The sequence below is a fragment of the Nakamurella leprariae genome, from assembly GCF_016918035.1.
Classification (GTDB): Bacteria; Actinomycetota; Actinomycetes; order Mycobacteriales; family Nakamurellaceae; genus Nakamurella; species Nakamurella leprariae.
Window position 1 is genome coordinate 125,820 of the sequence record NZ_JAERWK010000012.1, and the last position, 13,573, is coordinate 139,392.

At 73.4% G+C, this 13,573-nt stretch carries 10 protein-coding genes; 5 read left to right on the forward strand and 5 right to left on the reverse strand.

Annotation, left to right across the window (positions count from 1 at the left end):
• Window positions 1–11: 11 nt before the first annotated feature.
• Window positions 12–473: a gamma-glutamylcyclotransferase gene (locus tag JL106_RS10305; protein WP_205260619.1), complete on the reverse strand. Its 462-nt coding sequence runs from the start codon at window positions 471–473 to the stop codon at window positions 12–14.
• Window positions 474–609: 136 nt separating this feature from the next.
• Here JL106_RS10305 and JL106_RS10310 point away from each other — a divergent pair, with 136 nt between their 5' ends.
• The 3 genes from JL106_RS10310 (at window position 610) to JL106_RS10320 (ending at window position 4,990) form a co-directional block, all read left to right on the forward strand.
• A complete protein-coding gene (locus JL106_RS10310; protein ID WP_205260620.1) occupies window positions 610–2,028 on the forward strand; it encodes an NAD(P)H-quinone dehydrogenase in 1,419 nt (472 codons plus the stop codon).
• A gap of 296 nt (window positions 2,029–2,324) precedes the next feature.
• Window positions 2,325–3,293: a hypothetical protein gene (locus JL106_RS10315; RefSeq protein ID WP_205260621.1), complete on the forward strand. Its 969-nt coding sequence runs from the start codon at window positions 2,325–2,327 to the stop codon at window positions 3,291–3,293.
• A gap of 470 nt (window positions 3,294–3,763) precedes the next feature.
• Entirely contained in the window at window positions 3,764–4,990 is a 1,227-nt protein-coding gene (locus tag JL106_RS10320; protein WP_205260733.1) for an MFS transporter, read from the forward strand.
• 22 nt (window positions 4,991–5,012) lie between these two features.
• Here JL106_RS10320 and glpK read toward each other — a convergent pair whose 3' ends face one another.
• Window positions 5,013–6,542, reverse strand: a complete 1,530-nt coding sequence (glpK, locus tag JL106_RS10325) for a glycerol kinase GlpK (RefSeq protein WP_205260622.1) — start codon at window positions 6,540–6,542, stop codon at window positions 5,013–5,015.
• A 124-nt stretch (window positions 6,543–6,666) separates the two neighbouring features.
• Between glpK and JL106_RS10330 the strand changes: the two genes are divergently transcribed.
• The gene (locus tag JL106_RS10330) at window positions 6,667–8,463 is read left to right on the forward strand and encodes a glycerol-3-phosphate dehydrogenase/oxidase (protein WP_205260623.1); all 1,797 of its coding nucleotides are present in this window, start codon (window positions 6,667–6,669) and stop codon (window positions 8,461–8,463) included.
• A 21-nt stretch (window positions 8,464–8,484) separates the two neighbouring features.
• Here the strand turns inward: JL106_RS10330 and JL106_RS10335 are convergent, their stop codons facing one another.
• From JL106_RS10335 to JL106_RS10345, 3 genes are all read right to left on the reverse strand, one after another.
• Window positions 8,485–9,795: an NtaA/DmoA family FMN-dependent monooxygenase gene (locus tag JL106_RS10335; protein WP_205260624.1), complete on the reverse strand. Its 1,311-nt coding sequence runs from the start codon at window positions 9,793–9,795 to the stop codon at window positions 8,485–8,487.
• Window positions 9,796–9,942: 147 nt separating this feature from the next.
• A complete protein-coding gene (locus JL106_RS10340) occupies window positions 9,943–11,478 on the reverse strand; it encodes an FGGY-family carbohydrate kinase (RefSeq protein ID WP_205260625.1) in 1,536 nt (511 codons plus the stop codon).
• A gap of 63 nt (window positions 11,479–11,541) precedes the next feature.
• On the reverse strand, window positions 11,542–12,504 hold the full coding sequence (locus JL106_RS10345) for an SDR family oxidoreductase (RefSeq protein WP_205260626.1): 963 nt from the start codon (window positions 12,502–12,504) through the stop codon (window positions 11,542–11,544).
• A gap of 217 nt (window positions 12,505–12,721) precedes the next feature.
• On the opposite strand from JL106_RS10345, the gene JL106_RS10350 reads away from it, so the two are divergent.
• Window positions 12,722–13,564 carry a helix-turn-helix transcriptional regulator gene (locus tag JL106_RS10350; protein ID WP_205260627.1) on the forward strand — a complete coding sequence of 281 codons (843 nt, stop codon included), beginning with the start codon at window positions 12,722–12,724 and terminating at the stop codon, window positions 13,562–13,564.
• Window positions 13,565–13,573: the final 9 nt, after the last annotated feature.

The window sequence follows — 13,573 nt, forward strand, 5'->3', positions numbered from 1 at the left end:
GACGGTGCCGGTCAGCTGCCCAGCGATCGGCACGGCCGGCGGCGCAGCGCGGCCACGTACTCGCTGGGGGCGTCGGCCGCCTCCGCGGCGTCCGCGATGACTCCGAGCAGCCGGGCCGACGGCAACCCGCCCTCGAACGCCTGCAGCGCGTACAGCCAGACCAGCCGGTCGCCGTCCAGCGTGTGCACCCGCACCTTGATCTTGGTGTAGAGCCCGAGATCGGCGCCCTCCCAGGAGTCGAGGGTGCGCTCGTCGTGCTCCGACATGTCGTACAGCACGACGAAGACGGCGGCGTCGGGATCGTCCGGCGCCTCGACGACCATGGACAGCGCGCCCTCCCAGCCGATGTCCTCGCCGCCGAAGGTGAGCCGCCAGCCCTGCAGCCATCCCGTGCCCACCAACGGTGACGACGGGCACCGCTGGAGCATCTGCTGCGGGTCCATGTTCGACCCGTAGGCCGCGTACAACGCCATGGCTGGCAAGGGTAACGGCCTCGATCCGCCCTGGCCGCGACCGGACCGCGCCGCTCGGGGCCTGCCGGATACGGTAGGTGGACGGGCCCCGGCGACGGCCGGGGCCGACTGGACGCAGCTGGACGGGGGAGGGCGCGTGCCGCGGATCGTGATCATGGGTGGGGGGCCGGGCGGGTACGAGTCGGCGTTGACCGCTCGTCAGCTGGGCGCCGAGGTCACCCTGATCGACAGCGAGGGCATCGGTGGCGCGTGCGTGCTGTACGACTGCGTGCCCTCCAAGACGTTCATCGCGTCGGCCGGCGGTCGGACGGCGGTGCTGGACGCGGCCGACCTGGGGATCATGGTCTCGCCGGAGTCGGTGCGGGTCGATCTGCCCACGGTGCACGGCCGGGTCAACGGGCTGGCGCTGGCCCAGTCGCTGGACATCCGGGAGCGGCTCGAGCTCGAGGGCGTCGAGCTGCTGAACGGGCGGGCCCGACTCGACGACGCCTCGCCCGGGCTGGCCCGGCACCGGGTGACGGCGACGCTGGTGGACGGCACAGAACGCTCGATCGAGGCGGACTTCGTGCTGATCGCCACCGGGGCCAATCCGCGGGTGCTGGACACCGCGGTGCCGGACGGCGAGCGGATCCTGACCTGGCGGCAGCTCTACACCCTGACCGAGCTGCCCGAACACCTCATCGTGGTCGGCTCCGGGGTGACCGGCGCCGAGTTCGCCTCGGCCTACACCGAGATGGGGGTGCACGTCTCGCTGGTCTCCAGCCGGGACCGGGTGCTCCCGGGGGAGGACGCGGACGCCGCGGCGGTGATCGAGACGGTGTTCTCCGCACGGGGTTCCACGCTGGTCAAGCAGGCCCGCGCGGCGTCGGTGGCGCGGGACGGTGACGGCCCGGACGCCGGTGTGGTGGTGACGCTGACCGACGGTCGTGAGGTGCGGGGCAGCCACTGCCTGATGACGGTGGGGTCGGTGCCGAACACCACCGGTATCGGCCTGGAGAACGTCGGCGTGGAGACCGACCGGGGCGGGTTCGTCACGGTGGACCGGGTGTCACGGACGTCGGTGTCCGGCATCTACGCGGCTGGGGACTGCACCGGGGTGTTGATGCTGGCGTCGGTGGCGGCCATGCAGGGCCGGATCGCGATGTGGCACGCGCTGGGCGAGGGTGCGCCGCCGCTGCGGCTGAAGTCGGTGTCCTCCAACATCTTCACCCATCCGGAGATCTCCACCGTCGGGGTCTCCCAGGCCGAGGTGGACGCCGGTACGGTGCCGGCCCGGTCGCTGATGTTCCCGCTGGCCACCAACGCGCGGGCCAAGATGCTGGGCTTGTCCGAGGGCTTCGTGAAGCTCATCGTTCGGCCCGCCACCGGCATCATCATCGGCGGCGTGGTGGTCGCGCCGGAGGCCTCCGAGCTGATCCTGCCGATCGCGGTGGCGGTGCAGAACCGGCTCACCGTCAAGGAACTCGCCTATTCGTTCTCGGTGTACCCGTCGTTGTCCGGCACCATCACCGAACTGGGCCGCCGTCTCATGGCCTACGCGGGCGACCTGGGCTGAGCTGCCGCCGGCCGTGCCGCCGTTCCTCGCCGCGCCGGGGATCCGGGGCGCAGGCGTTCAATGGCGGCGCGTTCGTGGGCGGTTGGTCGAGTTGCGCCCCGATCGTGCGTCTGCGCCCCGGATCCGGGGCGCAGACGGCGATCCGCGGCGCGAGTGCTTGCGACGAGGCCGACGAGCCCGCGTTGTTCGGCGGGCTGAGTCACCGCCAGCGGGGAGATCCATCCACAGCGCCGGAGTTGTCCACGGTGAGCGCCTCGCCGGTACCGATCCGGGTGACCGGACGCCACGGTGTCGGCATGACAGAGATCGGTGCTCGAACAACTGCCGCGGAGGCGCCCGTCCGGCCGTTCGCGATGACCCGGCCGTCGCTGCTGGCCCAGGGCACGTCCGACCGGCGGATCCAGCAGCAGCTCGCCCGCCGGGAGTGGATCGCGGTACGGCCGGGTGCCTACCTGACCGCCGCAGAACGAGCGGCGTCCTCCGACGTGCACCGGCACCGGGTGCTCCTCCGGGCCACGCTGCCCAAGCTGGCCGGAGGCGTCGTGGTCAGTCATGTCTCTGCGGCGATCGTGCACGGCCTCCCGGTCTGGGGTGTGCCACTGGATCGCGTGCACGTCGTCCGCCCACGCCCGTCCGGAGGTCACCGACGCCCGCACACCCACATCCACATGGCGCTGGTCCCCGAGTCGGACGTGGTGGTGATCGACGGGTTGCCGGTGACATCACTCAGTCGCACGGTGGTCGACCTGGCGTGCACGGTGCCGTTCGAGTCGGCCGTGGTGACGGCCGATGCGGTGCTGGCGCGTCCCGGTGTCGCCCGTGCCGACCTGCTCGTTCAGGTCGCGGCCGCAGGAAATCGCCGGGGAGTCCGAGCCGGCGCTGTCGTCGTGGCCTTCGCCGACCGCCGGTCGGAGAGTGTTGGCGAGTCACGGAGCCGGGTCCTGCTGCACCGGCTCGGAGTGATGCCGGACGAGCTCCAGCGCTCGATCGCCGATCCGTTCGGCCGGGTGATCGGTCGCGTGGACTTCCTCTGGTCCCGGGAGCGGGTGATCGGCGAGTTCGACGGCGCGGTGAAGTACCGACGGGAGCTGCTCGGCGACCGCGACCCGGGCGATGCCGTGTTCGCCGAGAAGGTGCGCGAGGACGCGTTGCGCGATGCCGGGTACGAGGTGGTCCGGTGGACGTGGGCGGATCTCGGGCGACCGGCCGAGCTCGCGGCCCGCGTCCGACGGGCGCAGATCAGGGGTGCGTCGGCCTCCCGGTGATGCACGGTGCGCCTCTGATCGGCGGCGCGTCGGTGATCCGGGGCGCGGGCTGTTGATCGGGGCCGCAGCAGATGCTGCGGGTCGGTGGGTGCTGCGCCGCAGTTGTGCGACTTGCGCCGGTGATCCGGGGCGCAGGCTGTTGATCGGGGCCGCAGCAGATGCTGTGGGTCGGTGGGTGCTGCGCCGCAGTTGTGCGACTTGCGCCGGTGATCCGGGGCGCGGCTGCACAACCGAGGCGCGGCTGCACACCCGGGGCGCGGCTGCACACCCGGGGCGCGGAGCGTGGGGAGCCGTGGCAGCTGCGCCGCCGTTGTTCGCGTGCGCCGCCGATCCACGCGACCGGGCGCGATCCACGCGACCGGGCGCGATCCGTGCGACGGTGGGCGCGGCCCGCGAGGACGGGGCACCGAGGAGGCGATGTGCGGGACATCGGGACCACCGACGGGCGGTCGGCGGCCGAGCTGGCGGCGATGCGTGCACGGGTGCAGCGCCGCACGCTGCAGACGGTGGTGCTGGCCCAGGTGCTGGGTGGGGCGGGGCTGGCCGCGGGCATCACCGTCGGCGCGCTGCTCGCCCAGCAACTGCTGGGCAGTGACGGCCTCGCCGGGCTGCCGATCGCGCTGTTCACCCTGGGATCGGCGCTCACCGCGTACCTGGTCGGGCAGTTCAGCCGGCGGTCCGGGCGGCGGGTCGGCCTGACCAGCGGCTTCGGTGCCGGCGGGGTCGGGGCCATCGGCGTGGTCGTGGCCGCGGTCGCCGAGAACGTGCCGCTGCTGTTCGCGTCGCTGTTCGTCTACGGGGCTGGCGCGGCCACCAACCTGCAGGCCCGGTACGCCGGTACCGATCTCGCGCGGAGCGACCGGCGCGGAGCGGCGGTGAGCGTGGCGCTGGTGTCCACCACCCTCGGGGCGGTCGCCGGCCCCAACCTGGTCGAGCCGCTCGGTGGGCTGGCCGAGGACCTCGGCCTGCCCGCGCTGGCCGGACCGTTCCTGCTCGCGGCCGTGGCCTACCTGGCGGCCGGCGCCGCTCTCTTCGTCCGGCTGCGCCCCGACCCGCTGCTGCTGGCCCGGCAGCTGGAGCGCCCCGCCGGACCCCCACCGGGACCGACCGCCGACGAGGCACGACGGGCGACGCCGAGACCGGGGCCGCAGGCGATCCTCGGCGCCACGGTCATGGTGCTCACCCAGATCACCATGGTCGCGATCATGACCATGACGCCGGTCCACATGCGCGAGCACCACCACGGTCTCGGGGACGTGGGCCTGGTCATCGGCGTCCACGTGGCCGCCATGTTCCTGCCGTCGCCACTCACCGGGATGCTGGTCGACCGGATCGGCCGGGCGCAGATGGCGGTCGCGTCCGCGGCGACCCTGCTGCTGGCTGGTGCCGCCGCCGCGCTCGCCCCCGGCGACTCGCTGTCGCTGACCATCCTGGCGTTGGCCCTGCTGGGCCTGGGCTGGAACTTCGGCCTCATCGCCGGGACCGCGCTGGTGGTCGACGGGACCGTCCCGGAGAACCGGCCGCAGACCCAGGGCAGCATCGACGTGCTGGTCGCACTGGCCGGCGCGGGCAGCGGTGCGGCGTCCGGGCTGATCACCGCGGCGACCAGCTACCAGTCGCTGGCCCTCGGCGGCGGCATCCTCGCACTGGCCCTGCTGCCGGTGCTGGCCTGGACGCGCCGACGCATCCACGCCTGACGACCGGGCACCGCCGGCCTGCTCAGTCGTCCGGCTCCACCCAGTCGAACGTCCGGGTGACGGCCTTGCGCCAGCGGCGGAACTGCCGGTCCCGCAGGTCGTCGGCCATGGCCGGGTTCCACTGTCGGTCGGCCGCCCAGTTGGCCACGATGTCGTCAGGGGAGTCCCAGAACCCGACGGCCAGCCCCGCCGCGTACGCCGCGCCCAGCGCGGTGGTCTCCGGGACCACCGGCCGGATCACCGGCACGCCGAGGATGTCGGCCTGGAACTGCATGAGCGTGCCGTTGGCGGTCATGCCCCCGTCCACCTTCAGTGAAGTCAGCTCGACACCGGAGTCGGCGCGCATCGCCTCGAGCACCTCCCGGGTCTGGAAGGCAGTGGCCTCCAGCACCGCCCGGGCCAGGTGCCCGCGGGTCACGAACCGGGTGAGCCCGACGATGGCGCCGCGGGCATCGTCCCGCCAGTACGGGGCGAACAACCCGGAGAACGCGGGCACCACGTAGGCGCCGCCGTTGTCCGGCACCGAGGTCGCCAGGCTCTCGATCTCCGCGGCCGAGCCGATCATCCCGAGGTTGTCGCCGAACCACTGCACCAGCGACCCGGTCACGGCGATCGACCCCTCCAGCGCGTACACCGGCGGCTGCTCGCCGAGCCGGTAGCAGACGGTGGTGAGCAGGCCGTGGGTCGAGGGCACCCGCTGCGTCCCGGTGTTCAGCAGCATGAAGTTGCCGGTGCCGTAGGTGTTCTTGGCCTGGCCGACGCGCAGGCAGGCCTGCCCGAAGGTGGCCGCCTGCTGGTCGCCCAGGATGCCGGCGATCGGGACCCCGGCCAGCGTGCCGCGCTGCCGTGCCGTCCCGACCACCTCCGAGGACGAGCAGATCTGCGGCAGCATCCGCAACGGGATGCCCATCTCGGCCGCGATGTCGGCGTTCCAGTCCAGCGTGTCCAGGTCCATCAGCAGCGTCCGCGACGCGTTGGTCACGTCGGTGACGTGCACGCCGCCGTGCACGCCGCCGGTCATGTTCCACACCAGCCAGCTGTCCACCGTGCCGAACAGCAGCTCACCCGCTTCGGCCCGTTCCCGGGCGCCGGGGACCTCGTCCAGGATCCAGCGCAGCTTCGGTCCCGAGAAGTACGTGGCCAGCGGCAGTCCGGTGCGGTCGCGGTACCGGTCGGCGCCGCCGCCGAGCTCACCGAGCTGCCGGCAGATCGCGTCGGTGCGGGTGTCCTGCCAGACGACGGCCGGCGCCACCGGTCGTCCGGTGGTGCGGTCCCAGACCACCGCCGTCTCGCGCTGGTTGGTGATGCCCACCGCGGCGATGTCGCCGGCGACCAGGTCCGCGGTGCTCAGCGCCGCGGCGGTGACCGCCCGGGTGTTGGCCCACAGTTCCGCCGCATCGTGCTCCACCCAGCCGGCCCGGGGGAACGCCTGGGCGTGCTCCCGCTGGTCGCGGGAGACCACCCGCCCGGATCGGTCGAACACCATGCACCGGGTCGAGGTGGTGCCCTGGTCGATGGCGGCGACGAACGGTCCGCGACGCTGCTGGGTCATGCCCCGATCATCGCGCGGGCCGCGCGAGGAGGCAGTACACCGGGGCGGAACACCTCCTGGGTACCGTGAACTCCGGCCGGTCGGTGATCGTCCCGGCCGTACGTGCGCACCCGAGGAGACCGGCATGCCCGTCCCGCCCTGGTCGCCGCAGCTCGGCCCGGAGCGCCGGCGACGTGATCTGGACCGACTGCGCACCCAGCACTTCGACGTGGTGGTCGTCGGCGGCGGCGTGGTCGGCGCGGGGGCGGCGCTGGACGCGGTGACCCGGGGCCTGTCGGTCGCGCTGGTCGAGGCCCGTGACCTGGCCGCCGGCACCTCGTCCCGGTCCTCCAAGTTGTTCCACGGCGGCCTGCGCTACCTCGAGATGTTCGAGTTCGGCCTGGTCCGCGAGGCGCTGCGGGAGCGCGAGCTGATGCTCAGCCGGCTGTGCCCGCACCTGGCCCGGCCGGTGTCGTTCCTCTACCCGCTCACCCGCCCGCTGATCGAGCGGCCGTACGTCGGCGCGGGCCTGGCCCTCTACGACACGATGGGCGGGTCCCGCTCGGTACCGCGGCACCGTCACCTGCGCCGTTCCGGGGCGCGGCGGCTCGTCCCCGCGCTGAAGCGGGACACCCTGGTCGGCGGTATCCGGTACTACGACGGCCTGGTCGACGACGCCCGGCACACCCTGGCCGTGGCCCGCACCGCCGCGGCGCACGGGGCGGTGGTGCTCACCTCCACCGAGGTCGTGGACGTGCTCCGCCATGCCGAGGACGATGCCGGGAACGAGGACGGGGCCGGGGACGGGGCGAGCGGCGACCGGGTGACCGGCGTCCGGGTGCGGGACCTGGAGGCGCCGGACGAGCCGGCGTTCGACGTGCACGGCACGGTGGTGATCAGCGCCACCGGGGTGTGGTCGGACGAACTGCAGGCGATGGCCGGGGCAACGCCGTCGTTCACGGTGCGGGCCAGCAAGGGAGTGCACCTGCTGGTGCCGCGGGCCCGGATCGACGCGGACAGCGGCATGATCCTGCGCACCGCGACGTCGGTGCTCTTCGTCATCCCGTGGAAGGACCACTGGATCGTCGGGACCACCGACACCGACTGGCATCTCGATCTGGCCGAGCCGGCCGCCACCGCCACGGACATCCGGTACCTGCTGGACCAGGTGAACCGGGTGCTCACCGTGCCGCTGACGACCGACGACATCGAGGGCGTGTACGCGGGGCTGCGACCGCTGCTGGCCCGGGCGCACACCGGAGGCCGGCACCCGTCCAGGGTGTCGCGTGAGCACGCCGTCGCCCGGCCGGTGCCCGGGCTGGTCGTGGTGGCCGGGGGCAAGTACACGACCTACCGGGTGATGGGGGCCGACGCCGTCGACGCGGCCGCCGTCGACCTGCCCGAGCCGATCCCGCCGTCCTGCACCGAGCGGATCCCGCTGGTCGGGGCGGACGGGTTCCCGGCGTTGCGCAACCAGGCCGCCCAGCTCGCCGCCGACTGGGATCTGCCGGTCGGCACCGTCCGACATCTGCTGCACCGCTACGGGTCCGAGCTGCACCAGGTGCTGACCCCGGCGGTCGACGACCGGTCGTTGCTGATGCCCCTGCCCGGCGCCGAGCACTACCTGTGCGCCGAAGTGCGGTTCGCGGCCGTCGCCGAGGGCGCCCTGCACGTGGACGACGTGCTGCTCCGCCGCACCCGCATCGCCATGGAGACCGGCCACCGCGGCGCCGACAGTGCCGTCGCGGTGGCCGGTCTCATGGGGGACGTGCTCGGCTGGGACACCGAGCGCCGGGCCGCCGAGGTGGCCGCGGTGCTGGACCGGGTGGCCGCCGAACGCGCCTCCCAGCAGCAGCTCACCGACGCCGCCGCCGACGGCATCCGGCGGACCGCCCCCGACGCCGAACGGTCCGCCGGGACTCTCGCCGGCGACCGGGTCTGAGCCCAGTCGCCGGCGAGAAGCTCAGAACGCCAGCAGGTTGCCCTTGAGCGTGTCGGCCGTGTACTCGCGCCGGGTCAGCCCGCGCGCCTGCAGCTCCGGGATGAGGCCGTCGACGATCTGGGTGACGTAGTTGCGGCTCATGTCGTGCGTGGCCAGCAGGTAGCCGTCGCCGCCGACGTACTCCATCACCTCGCCCATCTTCTCGGCCACGGTCGACGGGCTTCCGACGAACGACACCGACTCGGCCACCGGCTTGTCGGCCAGCTCGCGCAGCGTGGTCTGCCCGGGCACCCGGCCGTGCAGGAACGTCTGCAGGGTCGAGGTGTGCCCGTTGGTGGTGACGTCGGGCAGCGGCTCGTCCAGTGCGAACTGGGAGAAGTCGACGTTGGTGAGTGCGCTGATGTTGGCCAGCGACCGGTCCAGCCGATCGGGATCGTTGGCCGCGGCCAGCGCGGCCTTGGTCCGGGCGATCTCGTCGGTCTCGCCCAGCACCGGGAACACCACGAAGCAGACCTTGAGGTCGTCCGGGTTCCGGCCGAAGGTCTTCATCCGGCCGCGGATGTCGTCCCGGTACGCCTTCATCTCCTCCAGGTTCGGCGCGATGACCAGGATGGTGCTGGCCCACTTGGCGGCCAGGTCGCGCCCCTTGGGGCTGCCACCGGCCTGGCACAGCGGGACGTGCCACTGCGGGCCCGGGCTCATGTTCAGCGGCCCGCGGGCAGTGAAGTACTTGCCGCGGTGCTCGATCACCCGGACCTTGCTGTGGTCGGTGTGGATCCGCCGCTCCCGGTCCATGATCATCGCCCCGGGATCCCACGAGTCCCACAGCTGGTGCACGACATCGACGTACTCATCGGCCATCTCGTACCGCTCGTCGTGGTCGTAGAGCCGCTCCAGGCCGAAGTTCTGGGCAGCCCGATCCTCGCTCGAGGTCACGACGTTCCAGCCGATCCGGCCGCGGGTGACGTGGTCGAGGGTGGCGAAGCTGCGGGCGGTGGCGTACGGGTGGTTGAAGCTGGTGGACGAGGTGCCGATCAGCCCGATGTGCTCGGTCTTCGCCGCGATGTACGGGATGAGCGGCAGCGGATCGTGTTTCGGGGCGTACCGATGGTACTTGAGGTCGGCCTCCATGGAGCCCTGGTAGACGTCCGAGACCATGAGCGAGTCCTCGAACATCATGTAGTCGAACTTGCCCCGCTCCAGCAGCCGGGCCACGTCGACGAGGAAGTCGCCGCTGGTCCAGTCCTCGGAGTCCGGCCGGTGGAACGGTCCCTGCCACGCCGGCGGCGAGTAGTTCAGGAACCACCCCAGGTGGAACATCCTGGCGGACATGCACGGACCTCCTGTCGCACCGGCGGCCGGCTCCCGGTCCGTCCGGTGGCCGCCGGGACGGACGCTAGGCAGCCGCCGTTGCGCCGTGGTTGCCCGTCCGCGGCCCGCAGGTTGCGCCGGTCGGTTCCGGACCGGGTCAGGGGTGTTTCAGCCCGCGCCCGACTCCTGCAGCCCGGCCAGGTGGTGCACGATGTCCCGGGTGGCCGGGTACAGCGCGGCGTACCGATCGGCCAGGCCGTCGTAGACCTCGCGCGACGCCGCCGACGGGGTGACCGTGCGCCCGGGCACCGCCCAGTCGGTCGCCGCCGGCACCAGGCCGGTGCCGATGGCGGCCAGCAGGGCGTCGCCGTAGCTGGCGCCGATGGCCTGCTCGGGCACGGTCTGTTCGCGCCCGGTGATGTCCGAGACGATCTGGGTCCACAGCGACCCCTTGGTCCCGCCGCCCACCGCGACGAGCCGGGACACCGTGCCGGCCGGTGCGTCGAGCAGCTCGAGGATCTGCCGGATGCCGAACCCGATGCCCTCGTACACGGCCCGGAACAGGTGCGCCCGGGTGTGCCGCAGGTGCAACCCGGCCACCACGCCACGGGCCTGCGGGTCGAACACCGGGGTGCGCTCGCCGGCGAAGTACGGCAGCAGCAGCAGACCGTCCGAACCCGGCGGCACCTGCGACGCCTCGGCGACGAGCTGCTCGAACGGCACGCCGCCGACCAGGTCGGCCACCCAGCCGGTCAGCGAGCCGGAGGTCGACATGCCCGCTGCGCGGGTCAGCGTGCCGGGCTCGACGCCGGCCGTGGTCCACAGCAACGGGTCCCGGGCACCGGCCAGCTGCTGCGGCTCGGCGACGGCCACGAAGAACATCGTCGAGCCGTACATGAGCATCACCTCGCCGGGCTGCCGGACGCCCGCCGAGAACGCCTCGGCCCATGCGTCGACCGTGCCGGCGCAGACCGGGGTGCCGGCCGGGAGGCCGGTCTGCTCGGCGGCCACAGGGGTGACCGCGCCGATCACCTCGGCCGGCCAGGCCAGCCGCGGGGCGGGGAGCGCGAACACGTCGTCGTACCAGGGCCGGTACCAGTCCTGCGCGGCCAGGTCGTAGGCCGGATCGCACTGGCTGGCCGTGTGGTGGTCCAGCACGTACTCGCCGGTCAGCCGGCGCACGACGAACGAGCTGGAGTTGTACCAGCGGGCGGCCCGGCCCCACACCTCCGGCTCGTGCCGCTGCACCCAGAGCGCTTTCGGCCCGACGGCCTGGGTGGACAGGGCGGTGCCGCCCCGGGCCAGGACGGCATCGGCGCCGAAACGGTCGGTGAGCTCGTCGATCTCGGCCGTGGCCCGGGTGTCGATGCCGTACAGGATGGCCGGCCGTACCGGGGTGTCCGTCTCGTCGCACAGCACCAGGCACGGGCCGACGCCGCTGACGCACACGCCCACGACCGGGCTGCCCGCGGCCTGCGGCAGCAGTTCGCGGCAGAGTCGGACCACGTCGGCCCACCACACCCCGACCGGGTCGACCTCGGCCCAGCCCGGCCGCGCCATGACCACCGAGTTCGGTCGGGGGACGACGGCCGAGGTCACCACGGTGCCGTCGGCCCGGGCCAGCACCGCCTTGCTGCTGCCGGTGCCGAGGTCGATCCCCAGCAGCAGGCCCGCTCCGGTCGTGTCCGGCTCTGCATCGCTCATGGCTGCGATCGTCCCCGGCCGTCGCGCCGCCCGCGCGCCGGAGCCGGCCGGTGGGTGCGTCGGTCAGCCCGGCAGCGTCGCCGCCCGCCCGGCGGTGGCGGCGGCGATGAGCTGCTCGGACAGTTGCCAGGCGCGGGCCGCGTCCTCGGTGCTGCGCAGCGGCCGGTACTGCGACTGCTCGGCGGGCCGCCCACCCAGGTGCCCCGGACCACCGGGTCCGACCAGCCGGCCGCCGGCGACGCGGGGATCGGTGGCCGCCATCAGTGCGGGCAGCGCGGCGGTGGCCGGGGTGCCGACCAGGATCCTGCGGGACGAGAGGGCGCGGATCAGCCGCACCTGCAGGGTGTCCCGGGCGCGGCCGACCTCGGGCCGGGCGCTGAGCAGACTCGTCGGTGCGACCCCCGGGTGCGACAGAGTGCTGGTGATGCCCCAGCCGCCGGCCTCGCTGCGCCGCTGCAGTTCCACGGCGAACAGCCCGAGAGCGATCTTGGACTGCCGGTAGGCGCGCATGCCGTCGTAGGACCGCTCCCAGTTCGGATCCGCCCAGTTGACGGTGCCGCGGGCCGCGGCCAGGCTGATCTGGCTGGTCACCCGGGCGCGGCCGGCCCGCAGCAGCGGCAGCAGTTCCGCGACGAGCGCGACGTGACCGAGATGGTTCGTCCCGAACTGGATCTCGATGCCGTCCGCGGTGGTCTGCCGATCGGGCGGGGTCATCACGCCGGCGTTGTTGATCAGCAGGTGGACGGGTCGGTCCTCCGCGCGCAGCGTCGCGCCGAGGGCGGCGACGGACCCGAGGGACGACAGGTCCAGCTCCTGCAGCGAGACGTCGGCGGCCGGGTGTCGATCGACGATCCGGGCGACGGCCGCCTGGCCCTTGCGGACGTTGCGCACCGGCAGCACGAGCTCGGCGCCGGCGCCGGCGAGCCGAGTGGCCAGCGCCAGCCCGATCCCGTCGCTGCCGCCGGTCACCACGGCGCGGCGGCCGGTGAGGTCGGGCACGGTGATGTCGATCGGGGTGCGTGGCATGGGGTGATCTCCCGGTGGGTCTGGAGGGTGCAGGTGGATGCCGTACCGAGCCTGCGCGCCGCGGCGCCGGCCGACCACGGCCTGCCGATCCGTGGCTCGGCGGTCCGCCCGAGCCCGGTCGCCAGCGGGGGATCGATGATCCGTGGTTGTGCCCGGCGGCCCCCGGTAGGACTGGGAGCAGCCGGTCGGGGCCGGGGACGAACGCGGGGAGGACCGGGTGGGGATCGATCGGGCCGGGCTGGCGGAATTCCTCCGTGTCCGCCGGCAGTCGCTGCAACCCGAGGACGTCGGGCTGCCCCGCGGTCGGCGCCGCCGAACCGACGGACTGCGCCGGGAGGAGGTCGCCGTGCTGTGCCACATGTCGACCGACTACTACGCGCGGCTGGAACGCGAGCGCGGGCCGCACCCGTCGGAGCAGATGATCACCGCCATCGCCCAGGGCCTGCACTGCTCCCTCGACGAGCGGGACCACCTGTTCCGGCTGGCCGGGCACACGCCACCGGCCCGCGGTGCCGACGGCGACCACATCGGTCCCGGGCTGCTGCGCATCCTGGACCGGCTGCAGGACACGCCCGCCGAGATCGTCACCGAACTGGGCGAGACGCTGCGCCAGACCCCGCTCGGCGTCGCGCTCGTGGGCGACCTGACCCGGTACACCGGGCCGGCCCGCAGCATCGGCTACCGGTGGTTCACCGACCCGGCCACCCGCGCGCTGTACGCGCCGGAGGACCACGACTTCCACGCCCGGATGTACGCCTCGGGGCTGCGGGAGATCGCCACCCTGCGCGGCCCCGGGTCCCGGGCCGCCCGGTACGCGGAGCTGCTGCTCGCCGAGCAGGAGGAGTTCCGCCAGGTCTGGGAGCTGCACGAGGTCGGCATCCGCCCGCGCGGGGTCAAGCGGTACGTGCATCCCGCGGTGGGGCCGCTGGAGCTGACCTGCCAGACCCTGCTCGACCCGGACCAGTCGCACCACCTGCTGGTGTACACCGCCGTCCCCGGCAGCGAGAGTGCCGAGAAGCTCGAGCTCCTGGGTGTGCTCGGGGCGCCGGCGCTGAGCTGACCGCGGCGG